This is a genomic window from Filimonas effusa (assembly GCF_004118675.1).
Taxonomy (GTDB): Bacteria; Bacteroidota; Bacteroidia; order Chitinophagales; family Chitinophagaceae; genus Filimonas; species Filimonas effusa.
On sequence record NZ_SDHZ01000003.1, the window covers coordinates 101,775 to 118,714 of the forward strand.

Consider the following 16,940-nt stretch of genomic DNA (forward strand, 5'->3'; position numbering starts at 1 on the left):
TTACGAAGTATTGAAACTTTCATGCAGTAGAATTTTTGAATAAACTCCAACATATTACTCCATACTGTATTATAGATTATAATAATGTTACTTAGTTTTAGAAAACAAAGGTGCTCCCTCTTTCATTTTCAGAAGAGTAGCCTCATAGCTATTTATATAGTCTTTAGGAGTATTAAGGTCTGCTCTCAGCAAGGCTAAAGCTTTGTTTTCATAGCAAATGGCTTGATCAATTAGACCTCTTTTATAGAGAAGACACGCATAAGTATCAAATGTGTAAACATTCCACCAAGCTGTAGAGTCATTTTCTCCATCTTGTACTAACTTCCTCATACAATTAATACCCCAATCTGTAATAGCAGTTTCGTCAGATTTTTTAAGAATTAAATCATCACAGACTGCATTTACAATAATAGCAGAATTCTTTCTTCCATCCTCATATCTGGAGGAGCTACCCAATAAATGATCGTAAATGAGAACAGCACTAATTCCAAAGCTATCAATCAATTTAATAAAACCATATTTAAATTGCTCCTCTCTTTTTCGTAACTCGTACCACCTAAGCTGTGCCGCACTTCTCCCCCTATTAGCGTATTCTACAGAAAAGCGCTTGGCTATTACAGAAGTAATAGAATCCCAATTAACAGACATGCTATCTTTTTTAAATACAGAATCTCGGCTGAAATAATTCTTCTTGATATATCTATCTACAACAAATTGTGAAAAGCCTTTAGACCCAACAATTGCATCGGCTTTACTTCCATCAGGATAGAATAATGAAAGCAAAGGATCTTCAAAACCCAACTTAGAGTTTCCAATAAACAACAATACCTCCTTCTTGTATAAATTATTTTTTTCTTCACTACGAAGCCTTTCTAGGTAGACCTGAGATAAACTGTCTGCCATTATTTTTCTTTTTGCAGCTATTGCCTGATCTATAAGTGGTTTCAAATCGCTTAGCTTTTCCCCTCTTTTTTGGTAGCTCTTAATGGCCTCACGCAATTCCTTAACCGGATCAACGAATTTACGACCAGGTTCCATTGCAGCAGTGGCAAGAAGGACAAACTTTGAAGGCTTAAGAAACCCTTCATGCCTATGAACTAGTTCTCCATCCGGGCTTAAGAATAAAAGAGTAGGATATGCAGTTATTTCATACTTTTTAGAAATACAAACCGCATCCTTATATCTACTCTTTGTAGCCTCCGAATCCGCTTTTGATCTGTCCATTTGTAACTTTATAGAAATAAAGTTCCTATTAAAAAAAGCACCAACACTATCATCAGTATAAACTTCAGCATCCATATTCTTACAAGGACCACACCATGTCGTGAAGCAGTCTAAAAATATGTATTTCGACTCTTTTTTTGCCTTTGCAAGAATATCTTGCCATCCAATTCGTTCTTCGAAATGTATAGCAGACTTTTTAAAAGCGGTCTTTGCTGGTTGTTGCTGACATTTGCCTGGCTCGAATTTGCCTAAAAGAAATAGCACGAAAAATATAAAACATATTTGACGCATAATAACATCTTAGTATGGTTAAATAAAAAACAGTGAAAGCACATCAGTAGTGAGGAATTTAATTTCCCGATGCACCCTATGAAATAAAAAATAAAGATATTTAAATCTATTTTGTAGCTTCCGCTGAAGCTGTCCCCTGCGTTCCGGTCGATGTTGCCCCCACCGTGGAGGTGGTTTAAAGCAGTATGTAAAGAGCTGTTATAGAAGTTACTAAAGCAGATCAAAAATATAGATTCCCCGTTACGATTTTTGAGTTTTCTTTCTCATTGATTCCCCTTTTAGTTCAATACGATGGGCTTTGGCTGTCAGTCTGTCCATAATTGCATCTGCCAGTGTGGGCTCGTTGATGTACTCATGCCAGGCAGAGGCAGGCAACTGTGATGTGACGATAGTAGACCTCCTGCCGTGACGCTCTTCCAGGATCTGTAGCAGCGCCAGTTAATCTCCTGCGTGAGTGGCTGCAAGCCAAAATCGTCTAATATGATCGGGGTCTGTCTTTCTAGGTGAGTAAGTAGCTTCAGGTAAGTACCGTCCAGTTTAGCCAGCGTAACTTTTTCAACAAAACGGTTCATATTAAGATAAGTAGTTTTCTGCCCCAGCATACAGCTTTGATAACCCAGTGCGCAGGCGAGATAGCTTTTCCCACACCCGGTGGAACCTGTAATAAGTATATTATCTGCGTCTTTCAGGTATTGGCCTTCCAGTAAAACGGCCAGCTGTTGTTTGCTCAGGTTCCGCGCAGCGGAGCAGTGTACTTGTTCGGGGATGGCCTGCTGTCTTAGTTTGGCCGGTTTCAGGTAGTAGGCTGTTTTTCCTGTTGCCGGGCCAGTTGTTCACTTTGTATCAGCCATTTTTAACTGTTCCTAGCAGTCACTTATACAGTTCCTTATTGTGGGAAAAGTAAAGCTAACTTTACAATACAATAACTCAAACGCCAATCCTAAAGGAAAAACTACAGCAAAATAGTCTTCAAAGTAAGACCAAAATTTTATCGATTAGCACGTATACATTATCGCAATCTAAGTATGGTACTTACACCGCAGCTCTAAAATAAGAATAAGTCTAAGACTGTATTCCAACCATCTTATCACTTATAAAGAAAGAAAGTTAATAAGAGTAAATATCTTAAAGCCCAATCAATAAAAGACGCAGACTATTTTTGCCAGAACATAACTAAGCGGATCCCTTAGCATAAAAGGCAAAGAAAATGGAGTAGCCGAAAACCATAAAAAGAGTAGGCAAGCAAACATTAACTATTATCAAATTATCAAACTATGAAAAGAGTAACATTAGCCTTATCAGCAGTAGCTATTACAGCTACAGTTGGAACTGCCATGGCACATAACAAGACAGTAAATACACCTTGGTGTTTAGCGCACACCAACGGAATTCCAGTGCAATACAATGGCGACCCAACTGCTTTAAACTGTACACTTACAGTATTCTTGCGCGACGAACCACAGCCATCACCAACTTTCTATGCGGTACCTAAAACTACTCCTGCAGGTCAACCATGTCAAGAAGTGGAATCATGCCCTGCAATTAATTTGCTAGGTGAAGGAGCCTAAATTTAACGCATATTAATAAGCAGACATCCTATGTTAAGATGTCTGCTTATTAATTTTAACACCTATGATGGCTTTCAGACTGGATTAAACTGTGCACTTGCATTGAGCTTTGGCAACGAAACATAACCTAGATGTACCTTTTATGAAGTAGCCCAAAAATCCCGCAGCCCCCCTTGTCCAATTATAGAAACATATTCATTAATTGCCTGAGGCAACATAAATGATATCATAGACGCTAGCACTCTTTTTTTCAAAATGCGAATACACTTGCCATTATGTAACAAAAGCATTAACCAATCTAAAACTAAACCAATTCTCAGGAACTTAACACTCAAATACATCATCGAATCTAAAGATACAAAAAGAGGCTAAGCCTAGACAGAAAAAGATAAAAAGCCGAAAGATTACCATGACTGCCCCTTACTTAGTCACAATACATTTAATAAATAAATATTCATTTTAGAAAAAAAAGACAACTCAATATTCATTTTAAAAATATCCTTCATTTTGTTTTAATGCAGTAGAAGCCTGGATATCTCCAAAAGGCAAAGGATACCATTGTTGATAAGAGTTCCATGTCGTTCCTTTATACACAGCAGCCTGATTCATAACTGCATCCACGACGCCTAACCTCTTCATATCAAGCCATCGATGCCCCCATTCCGTGAATAACTCAACACGTCGCTCTCGTAGTATTGCAGCGACTAAGCCATCTTTATCCGAAGCCGTCGTAGAAGGAAGTCCTGCTCTATATCGAACTATATTTAAATCTGACTGCCCACTGTTATTTCCACTTATTTTCCCTAACATCACTCTTGCCTCGGCTCGTATCAAATATTGCTCTGCCAGCCTAAACACCACAGGATACTCGCTTACAGCCCCCGTCGTAGCCTTATATTTATAAGGGTAATAGTAGGTTATCCCCGTAACGACTCTTCTATTTATCCAGTTGCCAAGTACAGCTCTTTTATCTCCTGACTCAAAAGAATTCACTAAGGCATCACTTAAATAAACTGGATTTGTGCTAGCACTAGGCCCTGTTGTCGGTATAATAAATAAAAATGCATCTTCGCTATTACGACCGGTCCTAATTGGCTGCAATTGCCATATTGCTTCCTTATTATTGATTCCAAAAACCATATTAACAGGCACCGTATCAAACAAAGAAGTTTCATTAATAATTTTACTAGATTCAGCCTCTGCATAACCGTATTCTTTCGTATATAAATATACTCTAGCCAACAAAGCAGTAGCAACCCATTTAGTAGGCCTAACTCGCTCAATGCTAGCATTAGCATAAGGCATCAAATCTTTGTTTAGGAAACTTGTACTAAGCAGGTTTTGAGATTCTTTTAAATCTTTTATTATCTGCTGATATACCAATCCAGTAGAGGAACGAGCCTGTTGTTGAACTGCAAGAGGATCAGTAGTCAAAACGATTGGAGCATCACCATATAAATTAACCAAGTAAAAATAACAAAAAGCACGCATAAACAAAGCTTCTCCCAATAATTGCTGCTTCACGTTAGCATTTAGGCTTTGTGAATTAGAAAGACCATCTATAGCAGAATTACAGAAAAATAAAAAAGTATATAATCTAGACCACATGGCTCCTCCAAACGAATTTGTTATATTAGAAACTAGCTTATTTTGATATGTAGCAATTTGATCTGCATTTGTCACACCACTAAACAAAACTAGCTCATCCGCCGACAAGCCAGCTCTAAGAGAAATATTTTGTGTGGTACTTCCAGTAAAGCTATTAACTAGATTAACATATATACCTGTCAAAACACCTATAGCAGTTGCATTCTCAGCATAAACATTTTCGCTGTTAATGCTGGAAATTGGCGGCTTTGTATCTATCATTTTGCTGCAAGCAGATACTAAAACAACAATAAATATAAAAGCAGGCACCCCATTTACGCATTTCATAATTTTATTTTTAAATTTTTTAAAAACCAATTTGCCCACCTAATGTTATAACACGCATTGGCGGTAGCAAAGGAACGGTGCTTGGCACTTCCGGATTCAGACCTTTATATCCAGAGATAGTAATTAAATTCTGGGCCTGCACAAAAAACCTAGCTTGCCTAAAGCCACTCGCTTTCAACCAATTAACAGGGACACTCCAAGAGAGAGAAACATTCTTCAACCGAGCAAATGACGCATCAGTGTATCCTGCATCGCTACTATATGCAAGACCGGTAGAAACGTCTCCCCTTATAGAACTATATTTCTTCACTGTCACCTCATCCCCCACGTTTTGCCAACGGTCTAAAACAGAAACAGGTTGATTACTTAAGCCCAAGACAAATGCTCCGGGAGTTGCAAGACCACCTCCGTTCCCAAGAAATACGTTTCGACCATATTGTTTTACAACCTGCACAAAGAAATCTAAACTAAAACTTCCCACTCTGAGATGATTATTCACACCACCATACCACCTCGGATCTAAATTAAATGAATTATAGTCATCCGTAAATACTGGCTTATCCGTTACCCCACCATGTTTTTTTCTAAATTGATACAAACCAGTTGCAGGGTCGACTCCAATAAATGAGGACAAACGTTGAATACCTAATGACTTTCCAATTTCTAAAGTTGTAGCATAAGCCGAAGACGCCAAATCAGGAAATGCAACTAATTTATTTCTTGGTATTGTGAGATTAAAATCAGATGACCAATCGATGTGCTTATTTTTTATATTTTCTAAATTTAAAGTAAACTCCCAAGTAGTATTACGAACTGTTCCTGGAAAATTCGCTATATAATTTATAAAACCTGTCACAGATGAAACTCTATAGGTCTCCAATTGATTTTCAGAAGTATTTTTGGCATAGTTAGCATTCAGCAAAACTCTATCGTTCATAAATCCCAAATCTACCCCAACAGAAAGCTTTCTAGTAGATTCCCATTTTAAATTAGGATTAGGTAGATTAGCAGGCACTAGAGTTGCTATGCCTTGATATGGAACCTGAGCAGTCAGCCTGTCATATCGACTCATATATTGGAAGTCTGCTATTTGATCGTTACCTGTAATACCGTAACTACCTTTTAGCTTTCCAAAACTCAAAAAGGATAAAGCATTCTTTTCTACTCCAGATTTAACAAAAATCCAAGCTCCACCAATTGCCCCAAAAGTATGCAGGCGATTATTAGAACCAAATCGCGAAGTGCCATCCTTTCTTGCTGTAATATTTATTATATACTGATCTTGCCAATTATAATTTAATCGCCCAAAAACTGCTGCATACTTGTATTGAGTAGAATTACTTGCCCAACTACCAATCGTTGCTGCTGAGGCCAAATTCGCTAGCAATGCATCACTAGTGTAGTTTTGACCAACAATGGTAGAAACTTTTGTGTTACTTTCTAATATTGTTGCTCCAATTAAGGCATCCAGCCTACCACGGGAAATTACCCGCTTATAACTCAGTTGAGGTTCTACTATCCATGAATTTAAATCCCGGCTGCTATAATTTGCGCTGTTAGGTGTCGCCAAACGTGATTCGGGTGGGATAGTACTCAAAGGCGTGCGAAATAGTTGATCAGTTTGGGTACGGGTATATCCTAAACTAGTTCCTATTTCCAAGCCCGTCAAAATTTTATAATTTATAGCAATATTACCAATTAAATTATGCGTACTCATATCTCGTCCAGCAACAAGTCCTCTATAAGGGTTAACTGAAAAGGTAGATGCCCCCGCTGCATTTGGCTGCCAGTTCAATGTTCCATCCGCATTAAAAGGGGCTGGCGCGACAGGCTCAAGAAACAACGCGACCGAAGTAGGGTCATTCACAGGAAGTTTACTACTATTATTCATATAATTACCCGAGAACTTAAATCTTAATCTCTGATTATAAGAATTACTGCTAATGTTAAAATGTACCGATGTTCTTTTATTAAAAAAGTCACCAGGAAAGGGGACTCCTTCCTTAGCATAAGTACCGCTCACAAGATAAGTAGTGCCAGTAATACCGCCCGCTACAGAAACACTTGCAGTCGAAAAAGCAGTTGTACCTCTAAGCAATTCGTCTTGCCAATTAGTATAACGAGTAGTATCCCATACTTTCAAATCATCTGCCGCCACACTTGCAGCTCTCCAGTCAATATTATCATTTTTATACGCTTCATAACGCATATCTAGATACTGCCTAGTATTTAGAGTTTCCAATTTCCCAGTATTTTTGCTCCATCCGCTTTGCACATTTAAATCAAGGCTAGCTTTTCCTGATTTACCACTTTTTGTCGTTATAAGAATTGCACCATTTGCTGCCCTTGATCCGTAAATAGCAGTAGCATCTGCATCTTTTAGTACATCAATACTTTCGATATCAGAAGGATTTAAAAAGCTCAAAGGATTTCCCGAAGCAGCCTGCGCATTTCGCGCTACCGTTCCCGAAGTGCCAAATATACTTTGATCCTGCCCAATGGCAGGTAACTGTGATGCGATAGGTACACCATCTACCACGTATAACGGATCATTTCCGCTGCTTATACTATTTCTACCTTGTATGCGTACAGTAATACCTCCACCAGGAACCCCACTATTTTGTACAACGGAAACACCAGGAACTCGTCCTTGTAAAGCCAACAGCGGATTATTTATTGGCTGCTTCTCTATTACGTCCGCCTTCACAGAACCTATATTACCAGTAGTGAGCCTTCTAGTAGTTATACCATATGCAATAACTTGGACATCGTTCAGACTTCCGTTAGCGTTATTTAATCTTACGATATTCCCTGCCGTCGTTCTTGCAATCAACTCTTGAGTTTCAAATCCCACAAAACTAACTACAAGTACATCACCTACCTTACCAAGCTTTAATTCAAACTTGCCATTTGTACCGGTATTTGCTACTACATTTGTACTATTCTTTACCTTTACGATAGCACCTGCTAATGGCTTCCCCTCTGAATCATAAACATAACCAGAAATAGGCTCCTGTACCTCCGGCATAAACCCATTAGTAATCTCTTCTTTAACAGGAGCAACCTTCTTCCTCCCCAACACCACATAATTATCCCCTATATAATAAGAGATAGGCAGATCTTCCAGGCACTGCTCCAGCGCCTCTTTTATGCTACCGCCGTTAACCTTTACCGTAACCGGCGGCAACTCATCGAGGTTACCCAGGTTGATATTGAAGCCGTAGCCGGTTTGCTTTTTAATGATATTAATGACTTTTTGCAGCGGGACGTTCACCTCGTCAATCGTGACCTTTTGTGCATTGCCTCTCGCATGCACCGTGAGTACGCCAATCAGCAGGAACAGGGCAGTTAATCTCATGATCAGAATCGTTTTTCGGACTTTCCGGGTACAGTCGCAGACATTCAGAAATGTCCACAGCTTTGATAACAAATGCATAACTTTGTTTTGGACTTTTAAGGTGGAAAAATCGAGACATGATTGAAAAATCTTAAAAGATTCACTTACCAGTGGTGGCTCAAACACCGCTGGTTTTTCGTTTTAAGACTGTAAATTTCAGGTGGAGATCAGGGTTAACGCTATGTATCCATTATGGCTTGCAATACAATAACAGCACATTTGTTATTTAAGAAATTGTTTAAACAACTTCCGCCCATAACTCAGGAGGATTGCTGATATCCCCCACGGGTATTTTGTTTTGATTAGCCTAAGCAGCAGTTTCGTACACCCTAAGGTGTTACAACCACCTGTTTGTTGTCGTTAATCCTGGTGTGAACATTGAGTTTCCCCAATATATCTAAAGCAGTGGCTAAACTGAGCCTCCGCGGAAATCCGATCATATATGTTGCACCCGATGGCTGCCCCTCGTAAATCACCTCTACATTATACCAGCGGCTTAACTGCCGCATGATATCGCCAATGGTGGCCTTCTCAAAGCTGAACATACCATCTTTCCATGCCGCAACAGCCTGGGCATCTACCTCTTTCATGGTATTGCCAGCCTCCGTTGTGGCAGCCTGCTGACCTGGCTTACGTAAGGTAAGAACCGGCAGCGAACCGGCAGCAGCACTACTCACACGTACGCTGCCCCCCAGCAACGTAGTACGTACAGCACTTTCCTCGCTGTACGCATTTACATTAAACTCAGTTCCTAATACCTGTATCCTCGTGGTGGCGGTTTTTACATAAAACGGGGCCTTCGCATTCGAAGCAATTGAAAAATAGGCCTCTCCCGTTAATTCCACTTCCCTTACATCACCGGTAAACTGGCTGGGAAAACGCAACGTAGACGCTGCGTTTAACCAGACATGACTTCCGTCAGGCAGCACCAGTTTGAATTCACCGCCCCGCGGGGTGGTGAGGGTGTTCTTCAATAGGTCCTTCCCCGTTTGATGTAAGTTGTGATGATTTGCATAGGTTATCTCGCCACCGAGTAAATTAATTGTTGTAATACCTTCTTTTGCAAGGGTTCCGTCCTGCGCACTGTCTAACACCAGCGTTCTGCCGTCGGCCAGGGTTAAAGTAGCCCTGTCCCCGCCCGGAGGAACGTCATTTTTCGCTACCAGCACCGGCTTCCCGTTACCATGTTCACCAGGTGCGCTCCTGAAAAACCAGGCCGCCCCGGCAATGAGGAATATGATCACAGCAGCTGCTGCATACCAATAACGTTTGTACATCCGTATCACACCAGGCCTGCGCAATTCATCGTCGTAAGCTTCGGCATAAATACTGCCGGGCTCTACCTCAGGATAATCTTCTCCCACTCCTAATACACTCAGCACCAGCAACTCTACGCGTAATGCCTCATCGCTGTCCGCCGAAAACATCAGCTTCAGCTCCTCTATTTCGCCGTACGTTGCCGTTCCTTCGAAATACCTGTTGAATAAATATGTAATCCTATCTTGCGCCATCTATCATCGTACAACATTATGGTTGTATAAAGGAGATGTTTAAAAGGAAAACAAATACCCCTACGGACAGGAAAAAAAGTTAAAAATTGTGTTAAGGAGGGAAAATACTACTGCCCTATTACGCTGGCGCGTACTTTTTTCATTGCTATATCCAGGTAGTTGCTTACGGTAGACACGCTTAGTTTCAGATGCTGTGCTATTTCCTTATAGCTATGGCCTTCGTATTTATTCATACGGAAAACCTGCTGCTGCTGGGGAGGCAGCTTTAATACCGCCAGCTCTATCAGCTGCAGTATTTCCTTGGTTTCGAGCGAAACCTGTGAAGCCAGCTCGGGATCGAGCAGGTGCTCCGATTCGGAGATATCCAATGCCTCATGGGTGCCGTTCCTGCGGGAAAAATAGCGGTAAACCGCACGCGACGCAATACGCATGGCATAAGCACGGGGATAGATCACCCCCGAAAGATACTTGCGCTCATTCCATAAATTGATATAGGTTTCCTGCAACAGATCGGTGGCTACCGGCACAGAACGCGCCACCTTTAAACAATAACCGTAAACTTTACTGCAGGTAAGATTATAGAAGATCTTGAAAGCCGCCTGGTCGTCCTGCTCGCTGATCTTGCGGAACAGCTCGCGTTCATCTTCCAGGGTTTTAACCAAATTCATGGCTTCTTTGTCGGCCTTACTATGTTCACCGATGCGAAACAAAGACCCCAGCGCCCTTTGCATTTTCAATACGAGCGCTGCCACCAGGCCCGGATGATGATACGTTGGATAATAATATGCTGGTTGCGAGTCTGAAGCCATACAAATCCGTCATTCGTTTTTTAAATGATCAGCGATATGCACAGGCACTCAGTAGCCACCGGACTGGCCTTTTCGGGGGAGAAAAGAGTACCGGCTAATGCTTTAAAACAATAAATGGATATTGAATGCCCTTGTTATATGCTGATAATGGGGGTTAAGTCAAAAATTTAGCCAAATCTATCAAGAATTATGATATAACAAGCGGTAGTATACAAAAAAGCCGCGTTTTCCCGCATCCTCAAAGTCCCCTTTTTTTACATTTAAAAACAAACTAACTTTTTAAACAAAACCTTATTGCGTCATAATCAACTGGTTAAAAAGAAAGAGTTGTCAATACCAGCATCAAAAAGAGTGTTTAAGATTTTATTAAATGATAGAGATAGACCATTAAATAGATGAATGCAAAGGCAACCAGGATACCCAGGACGTACCATTGACCCTTTTTACCACGTAGCGTTTTTTTCCCGCTTCGTATCACCGACCTATAGGGAAGCGCTTTTTGTTCAGATGCTCCTTTAAGCGTATGCGGAGGGATAATGGGTTCTTCTTCCGTTTTTTCATCGCTCACTGTTTTGCGGACGAGTTTATTGTCTTCTGTAAAATCGAAAAGGCTGTCGAATTCGCCGGGATATTTACCCGACCCCATAAAACCATCGAACAAATCTTCATTTCTGGCCATAGTAGTTTAGGTTATTCTGCTGTTGCTGTAACCGTTCAGCAACTCTTTTTTCGACCTCCCGGTCGGCCCAGGTTAACACGGCCATGACGAGCAGTAATTTTGCCGCTATCATGACCGCGCAGAACTTAAGGATAAAGATCCGGTAGCTTTGGGCAGTTGTTTGCTCTTCGTAAACAATTTCTTCCGGCGCTTCCGGACGTCTTTTACGTGAACCAGTGGCGCCAAATGGCAATGCCACCGGAAAAGCCCTGTTATGCATCATTTTCATATATACGGGTATTAAATAAAAAGGATCCCCTCCTATTATAGAGGTGCTGAAAACCGGGAAACGGTCATGTTAATGAAAAAATATTTTTGCACACTCGTTTTCGGGCCGGGTTGAAGGATCTTTTGCACTGGTTTGCCGGATATGATCAAATATCGGGTTGGCAGCATCCCGGGGTGGTGTTGCAGGCTTGTTTCGGTTATTGGATAATACGTTGGCAATAAGCTTTTCGGCCTTTGCCATAGATTTTAAGGACGGCATGGTGTTATAGCATTTTCATTGACTGCATTTGATTTCATACACAAGCGTATTACCCCGCTTTTTGAGCCGGATAAAAAGTGCAGTGATCAAAGGGTACCTATAAGAACCAGATTGGATTATGCTATAAAATTATATTGAGGTTTAATTTAAAACAATTAAATTTCAAAGTAATTACGTTGAAATTCAACTAATTTCAACAAAATGAAATATTTATAAAACAAAAGATATAAAGCCCCTTTCTTTTTTCCTGAAGTTCCCATACCCCACCATTTCAATAGACTATATTTGTTTTACAAAAGCAATAAAAGATTATGAAAAAGGGAAACACAAAGATCGCGGTTATCACACGATGTTGTTGTTAGCAGCCACCCGGTTTGCTTATCCCTGGTTATTGCTTCTCTTCCCCTGCCACCAAGGGAATTGAGATTTGCTCCCCACACCACTTACGGGAGAAACAAGTTACCAGTTTCAGATTTCAAAGATTTAGGAGCCGGATTTTTTGCCTGGTTCTGAAATAAGTGTTGCGCAACAAGCTCTGTTGATACTGCAGTGTTAACGGGGAAAGCGGTGCCTGTCACGCAACGGCAGGTAAAGGGGTAGCCGAAAACCTATGAGAGTAGGCATCATCATCATCAAATCAAAAATTTACTATCATGAAAAGTTTAAGAGTTGTTCTCGCCGCCGTACTGGCCGTAGCAGTTATTGGTGCAGCATTTGCATTTGCGCCTGCTAAAAAAGTGAAAAACCTGGCTCCTATCCAATATGAATATATTGGTGCACAGCCTGCAACGCCTACGAGTGCCACCACTCCCGGCAACTGGACTACCCCTACAACCTTACCTGATGCCAGCAATTCAGGCACACAGCTCTACGGTATCCGCTTTGATACCGATGATACCAACCTCTCAGAAGCGCTGGATATTGTAAGCGACAATTTAAATAATCTTAGTAACGGGCAGGAATACCAGCAAGATGGCCACGCTGTTACTGTATTTCTGAAAGTGGCAGAATAAGCACAGGGATCCATAAAACAGGAGTAAGCAAATGCTTACTCCTGTTTATCCTATTACCCGGGCAGTATTGTTATTCCTGTTTTGCACTCCGGTTATCAGCAGCCGGCCGGCCCGGCTCCAACGCCCGCTGCAACGACTCCTGCACATCAAGCAAATGCCAACGCGCTATACCTTGTGTATAATTATGCAATGCTTTGCCTATTCTTTTTTGCAGCTCCTTGATATGCGCCTTTGCAACAGATGGTACATCGGTTCTGGCATTCAGGGGACCAATAGAACTAACATCGGTGACTTCGTCGGATTTTTTGTAGTCCAGCACCATCAACAGACGTTCTACATAAACCTTCTGCAGGTTTCTGCGGTAGATATCAATTGTTTTACCTGCCTCCAACTCATTCCAGATCCCCGCTTCAAGATCGGTCAGCAGTTCGTGTATCGTATATGCTTTATCAGTGCCTTCATTGCTTTCGAACCAAAGCAGGGAAGTAAGTGTTTGTTGCGACAATACCATCTTCAGCACCCGTTGCTGTATATCGATAATAGCATACAATCCCTTACCAGCCACTTTTTCAAAAATAGCCTTATTGATAAGCCATACCGGCGGCTCGAATAACTGTGTTTTCAAAAAGTAAACTGCCTGTTTTTGCTTTGCCCGGCTTACAAATGCTATAACAGCGCCTGGCTCGTCTATGGTTCTGCTATTGGCAGTAATGCCGCCTATGTTACGCGCTACATGAAACAGGTATTTTTCATACTGGCTTCGAATGCTGTTATGTAAGCTGTTCACCGTTCCATAGCCTTCATTTGGCTTGCCCGCCCACTGGTACAGGTTGGGCATGATCCGCTTCAGGTTAGCGATTCCATAAGCTCCCGCTTTCATGGCGTCGTCGCCCAGGTCTTCGCTCTGCCGCCTGGGATCGAAAATACTTCCCTCATCACCAAACCAAAGCCTTTTATCGGCTCCTGTTCTTGCTATAATCCATTTGTTCATGAAGCGCTTTTCGGCTTCACGGCTCTTCAAATCAGGCAACCAGCGATATCCCCATTCTATGGCCCATTCATCGTAGGCGCCTATACGAGGTAAGATACCAGCCGGACCTATCTTATCTTCCGGTTGCGCTACGTAGTTAAATCGCGCATAGTCCATAATAGACGGACAGAAACCATTTTCTTCGACCCATTTTTTATTACGTAATAATTCAACGGACACCGTAGAAGAAGCGCCAAAATTATGCAGTAACCCAAGCGTATGTCCTACTTCATGCGCGCATACAAAGCGGATGAGTTTACCCATGAGGGTATCATTAAATGGTATAGACCGCGCGGCGGGATCGTTTGGCGATGCCTGAACGAAGTACCAGCTCTGCAATAACTTCACAACATTGTGATACCAGTTAATATGCGTTTCCAGGATCTCTCCGCTGCGCGGATCATGAATATGAGGCCCACTGGCATTTTCGACATAAGAAGCCTTGTAGATAATGGCGTTATGACGCGCATCTTCCAGGCTCCAGGAACTGTCGCCCACCGGTGCTTCCAGGGCATAAATAGCCTCTTTAAAACCCGCCTTCTCAAAAGCCTGCTGCCAGTCGAGCACGCCTTGTTTGAGATAAGGAATCCATTTCGCGGGCGTTGCCGGATCTATATAATAAACTATGGGCTTCTGTGGTTTTACCAGTATACCCCGTTTGTAATCTTCTACATCCCGGGGCGCTGGCTCCAATCGCCAGCGGGTGATCAGATCTGTGACACCAACGCCCATGGGGTCATCGAAATCCCGGTAGCTTTCCCTGAAATACCCCACCCGCAGATCAGCCATCCTGGGCTGCATAGGAACCTTGGGCAATAACACGACAGAGCTGTTTAATTCATAGGTAAAACTCAGCGGGCTATAATTGTCTTTGATATAGGTTTTTACTGTCCTGATCTCTACATTCAGCGGGAACGCTTTTATTTCTTTTATATAAGATTTATCCGGTTGATAAGCCCCCAGGAAGCTCAGACGTTTTTTAAACATGGGATTGAAAAAAAACACGTCGCTATTATCGGCATTCAGGTAATCTGTAACATCTATCACCACAGAAGTAGAATCACCGGAAAAGGCTTTAACATCAAAACTGGCGATGATAGGCAGCATCGTTGAATTCACAACGGAACGATATAAACCATTTTCCGAACTGTCGGCCGAACGCTCGTTATAAGAGATCCGGTTGATAAATACTTTGTTTTCCGGCCCGCGAACAAACTTCACCACATTACTGCCAAGCATATCGCCTGCCGTACCCCAGGCATCGATCCGCCCTTCGGCAGCAGCTTTCACCAGCCTGTTAACAGTAAGGATCTCCCTCCCGAATAAACTGTCGGGTATCTCAAAATAATAACGGGCATTCACATGATGCACCTTAAACAGCCCCGCACTGGTTTTTGCTTTATCTGTTATAATAGTACGGTAACCCGCGGGCCCGGCAGCCTTGCGAACGCTATCAGTTCCGGGATACTTTGGCTGCGGCTGAACAGTACGGCAACTACACAAAATAAGGACCCAGCAAACGAAACCGCCTGCCCAACTACAAAAGCATTTCATATAAAAGAATTAAAATAGATTAACGTGGATTCTGAGGCATTCCCGAAAAACTGATCACCTCAACAGGAAATAATAATACCCACCTGGCATCACCCGGCGGCAAAGTATAGCTCACATTGTTTATCACACGCCTGAGCGTGATATTGGCCCCTTCGAGATTAAAGCGACGGAGATCGGACCACCGAAGCCCGCGAAATACTAATTCTTTACGCCGCTCGGTCAACACCTTTTCCAGCGCTTCCGCTGCACTTGAAGCGGTGAACGGCGTGAAACGGTTGCTTGCCCAACGCTTTATCATTAAGGTATTAAGATCGGCCATCGCAGCATCCGTCCTGCCTGCACGCGCATGCGCTTCGGCACGTATCAGGTACATTTCATCAACGGCAATTCCGTTAAATGGAGCATCACGGCTGGTAGTGCCATCATAACTACCTTTAAAACTAAAGCTGTTCCCCGCATTTGCTGAAAAGAAAATACGTTTACGCAAATCGTTATCATTGTAGGAAGCATATAATACGGAATCTACTTTCCCCCTTGGATTAAAAGTTAAAGATGAACCAACAAAAGCATTGTAAAAAACCGTCTCAGCATTAAACCGGGCGATAGGCGCAGTAGCTGTTGTACTTAAAAGATTAAAGTCGATAAGTGTATTCACCCTTTTCAGGCAGGAATCGGCAAAACGTCCTGCATGCTCATAATCACGCATGGTAAGGTAAACTCTTGCCAGTAAGCCAAATACCGCTGCTTTGTTAGGGCGGCTGGCGAATGGAACTGTTTCCGGCACCAACCTGGCAGCTTCTGTTAAGTCGTTGATGATCTGCTCATACGTAGCAGCCACTGTAGCTCTTGATACTGGTTTATCAACAGCAGCTGTGAGCCTTAACGGGATACCCGGTTCATTCAAATTTGCGGTGGCATAAGGCAAGCAATACAATTGTGCCAGTGTAACGAATGCAAAGCTGCGGCAGAAAAGCGCCATCCCCCTGATAGCGCTGGCAGTGGCAGCACTGCCAGCAGGATAACTGATGTCTGGCAGCGCGTCCAATACAAAATTGGAATAATAAACAGGGAAGGTATAGGTTTGCTGCCAGCCGGTTAAACTAGTGGCATTTTTATCCCAGATATAATTTCTGGCATCGTCTGCATTGACACCAGCCAGAGAGGCAAGAGACTGCCAGTCTGAAGTATTGACGTAATAGTTATCATCGACAACATTGATAAGCCTGCTGTCTTTTATATTCATACCGGTTGTATTATCCAGTATAGCCTGCAAATCGGCAAGCGTTGAAGGCACGGTTGTACTTTGGTTCGGTTTTTCCTCCAGGTATTTTGAACAGGAAGCTGCTGATAAGGCCAGCACAACCCATGCTATAATGGCGTAATTGACAGATGCTTTCATTACC

12 protein-coding genes and 1 pseudogene are annotated in these 16,940 nt (G+C 42.2%); 2 read left to right on the forward strand and 11 right to left on the reverse strand.

Annotated elements, in window-relative coordinates:
- Positions 1–87: 87 nt before the first annotated feature.
- From ESB13_RS18350 to ESB13_RS24315, 3 genes and pseudogenes are all read right to left on the reverse strand, one after another.
- On the reverse strand, positions 88–1,515 hold the full coding sequence (locus tag ESB13_RS18350; RefSeq protein ID WP_129005149.1) for a thioredoxin family protein: 1,428 nt from the start codon (positions 1,513–1,515) through the stop codon (positions 88–90).
- A 240-nt stretch (positions 1,516–1,755) separates the two neighbouring features.
- Positions 1,756–1,890 (reverse strand): ATP-binding protein, encoded by a 135-nt coding sequence (locus ESB13_RS24310; RefSeq protein ID WP_407920904.1) that lies wholly within the window; start codon positions 1,888–1,890, stop codon positions 1,756–1,758.
- 128 nt (positions 1,891–2,018) lie between these two features.
- A pseudogene (locus tag ESB13_RS24315) lies at positions 2,019–2,312 on the reverse strand (ATP-binding protein); the annotation flags it as partial.
- Between the two features lie 477 nt (positions 2,313–2,789).
- On the opposite strand from ESB13_RS24315, the gene ESB13_RS18360 reads away from it, so the two are divergent.
- On the forward strand, positions 2,790–3,083 hold the full coding sequence (locus ESB13_RS18360; RefSeq protein ID WP_129005150.1) for a hypothetical protein: 294 nt from the start codon (positions 2,790–2,792) through the stop codon (positions 3,081–3,083).
- A 489-nt stretch (positions 3,084–3,572) separates the two neighbouring features.
- Here the strand turns inward: ESB13_RS18360 and ESB13_RS18365 are convergent, their stop codons facing one another.
- The 6 genes from ESB13_RS18365 to ESB13_RS18390 all read right to left on the reverse strand — a co-directional run bounded on the left by ESB13_RS18365 (position 3,573) and on the right by ESB13_RS18390 (position 11,682).
- On the reverse strand, positions 3,573–5,018 hold the full coding sequence (locus ESB13_RS18365; RefSeq protein ID WP_129005151.1) for a RagB/SusD family nutrient uptake outer membrane protein: 1,446 nt from the start codon (positions 5,016–5,018) through the stop codon (positions 3,573–3,575).
- A 19-nt stretch (positions 5,019–5,037) separates the two neighbouring features.
- The gene (locus ESB13_RS18370) at positions 5,038–8,376 is read right to left on the reverse strand and encodes a SusC/RagA family TonB-linked outer membrane protein (protein ID WP_164974270.1); all 3,339 of its coding nucleotides are present in this window, start codon (positions 8,374–8,376) and stop codon (positions 5,038–5,040) included.
- A 368-nt stretch (positions 8,377–8,744) separates the two neighbouring features.
- The gene (locus ESB13_RS18375) at positions 8,745–9,926 is read right to left on the reverse strand and encodes a FecR family protein (RefSeq protein WP_129005153.1); all 1,182 of its coding nucleotides are present in this window, start codon (positions 9,924–9,926) and stop codon (positions 8,745–8,747) included.
- A 107-nt stretch (positions 9,927–10,033) separates the two neighbouring features.
- Positions 10,034–10,735 (reverse strand): RNA polymerase sigma factor, encoded by a 702-nt coding sequence (locus ESB13_RS18380; RefSeq protein WP_129005154.1) that lies wholly within the window; start codon positions 10,733–10,735, stop codon positions 10,034–10,036.
- Between the two features lie 355 nt (positions 10,736–11,090).
- The gene (locus tag ESB13_RS18385; RefSeq protein ID WP_129005155.1) at positions 11,091–11,414 is read right to left on the reverse strand and encodes a hypothetical protein; all 324 of its coding nucleotides are present in this window, start codon (positions 11,412–11,414) and stop codon (positions 11,091–11,093) included.
- Positions 11,401–11,682, reverse strand: coding sequence for a hypothetical protein (locus ESB13_RS18390; RefSeq protein ID WP_129005156.1), 282 nt, complete (start codon positions 11,680–11,682; stop codon positions 11,401–11,403). The genes ESB13_RS18385 and ESB13_RS18390 overlap by 14 nt, the downstream gene beginning before the upstream one ends.
- A 911-nt stretch (positions 11,683–12,593) precedes the next feature.
- Between ESB13_RS18390 and ESB13_RS18395 the strand changes: the two genes are divergently transcribed.
- Positions 12,594–12,953, forward strand: a complete 360-nt coding sequence (locus ESB13_RS18395) for a hypothetical protein (protein WP_129005157.1) — start codon at positions 12,594–12,596, stop codon at positions 12,951–12,953.
- 70 nt (positions 12,954–13,023) lie between these two features.
- Here the strand turns inward: ESB13_RS18395 and ESB13_RS18400 are convergent, their stop codons facing one another.
- A complete protein-coding gene (locus tag ESB13_RS18400) occupies positions 13,024–15,537 on the reverse strand; it encodes a zinc-dependent metalloprotease (RefSeq protein ID WP_129005158.1) in 2,514 nt (837 codons plus the stop codon).
- Positions 15,538–15,556: 19 nt separating this feature from the next.
- The gene (locus ESB13_RS18405) at positions 15,557–16,936 is read right to left on the reverse strand and encodes a RagB/SusD family nutrient uptake outer membrane protein (RefSeq protein WP_164974271.1); all 1,380 of its coding nucleotides are present in this window, start codon (positions 16,934–16,936) and stop codon (positions 15,557–15,559) included.
- Positions 16,937–16,940: the final 4 nt, after the last annotated feature.

What these genes read in the sequence shown, in the direction of transcription:
- ESB13_RS18370 (WP_164974270.1), bottom strand. Translation starts at nt 8,376, where the DNA reads ATGAGATTAACTGCCCTGTTCCTGCTGATTGGCGTACTCACGGTGCAT.
- ESB13_RS18390 (WP_129005156.1), bottom strand. Translation starts at nt 11,682, where the DNA reads ATGAAAATGATGCATAACAGGGCTTTTCCGGTGGCATTGCCATTTGGC.
- ESB13_RS18375 (WP_129005153.1), bottom strand. Translation starts at nt 9,926, where the DNA reads ATGGCGCAAGATAGGATTACATATTTATTCAACAGGTATTTCGAAGGA.
- ESB13_RS18385 (WP_129005155.1), bottom strand. Translation starts at nt 11,414, where the DNA reads ATGGCCAGAAATGAAGATTTGTTCGATGGTTTTATGGGGTCGGGTAAA.
- ESB13_RS18395 (WP_129005157.1), top strand. Translation starts at nt 12,594, where the DNA reads ATGAAAAGTTTAAGAGTTGTTCTCGCCGCCGTACTGGCCGTAGCAGTT.
- ESB13_RS18405 (WP_164974271.1), bottom strand. Translation starts at nt 16,936, where the DNA reads ATGAAAGCATCTGTCAATTACGCCATTATAGCATGGGTTGTGCTGGCC.
- ESB13_RS18365 (WP_129005151.1), bottom strand. Translation starts at nt 5,018, where the DNA reads ATGAAATGCGTAAATGGGGTGCCTGCTTTTATATTTATTGTTGTTTTA.
- ESB13_RS18380 (WP_129005154.1), bottom strand. Translation starts at nt 10,735, where the DNA reads ATGGCTTCAGACTCGCAACCAGCATATTATTATCCAACGTATCATCAT.
- ESB13_RS18360 (WP_129005150.1), top strand. Translation starts at nt 2,790, where the DNA reads ATGAAAAGAGTAACATTAGCCTTATCAGCAGTAGCTATTACAGCTACA.
- ESB13_RS18350 (WP_129005149.1), bottom strand. Translation starts at nt 1,515, where the DNA reads ATGCGTCAAATATGTTTTATATTTTTCGTGCTATTTCTTTTAGGCAAA.
- ESB13_RS18400 (WP_129005158.1), bottom strand. Translation starts at nt 15,537, where the DNA reads ATGAAATGCTTTTGTAGTTGGGCAGGCGGTTTCGTTTGCTGGGTCCTT.